This is a genomic window from Geodermatophilus sp. SYSU D01176 (genome assembly GCF_054050015.1).
Window position 1 is genome coordinate 1 of sequence record NZ_JBJGYN010000126.1, and the last position, 528, is coordinate 528.

General features: G+C 70.3%; 1 pseudogene. It reads right to left on the bottom strand.

Annotation, left to right across the window (positions count from 1 at the left end):
- A pseudogene (locus ACI78Z_RS25045) lies at positions 1 to 219 on the bottom strand (hypothetical protein); the annotation flags it as partial.
- Between the last annotated feature and the right edge of the window lie 309 nt (positions 220 to 528).

Sequence of the window (528 nt, forward strand, 5' to 3'; positions counted from 1 at the left end):
GCCCTCGGCGTACTTGTTGGTGAGCACCGAGCCCTGCGCCTGCATCACCGCGACCGGGGCGAAGTTCTCGCTGGCGATCATCTCCAGCGTCGACTGCTGGCGGCGCAGCTCGGCCGCGATGGCCGCGGAGACCTCCGGGTCGGTCTCGGACAGGGACCGGTTGAGCACCGGGTCCGGAGCCACCGCCGGGCCGGGCAGGGTCTCGATCGGCAGAGCCATGAGCGGGTGTGCCCTCCTGTGCTGACGTCTTCCCGACGACTGGTATATCAGTCGTCCAAGAGACTATGGTCCAGGGCACAGGCGGTCAAGGGGACGTCGTCACGATGGTTGCCCACCGCTTCCGGCGGCCGTGGACGCCGCCCGGGTACGTGCTCCGGCACGCCGTCGAGAGGAGAACCGCAGTCATGGCCTACGAGGTGAAGGGCGTCGTCGCCCGCAGCAAGGGTGCCCCGGTCACGGTGGAGACGGTGATCGTCCCCGACCCCGGCCCGGGGGAGGCGGTGGTCGACGTCCAGGCCTGCGGGGTGT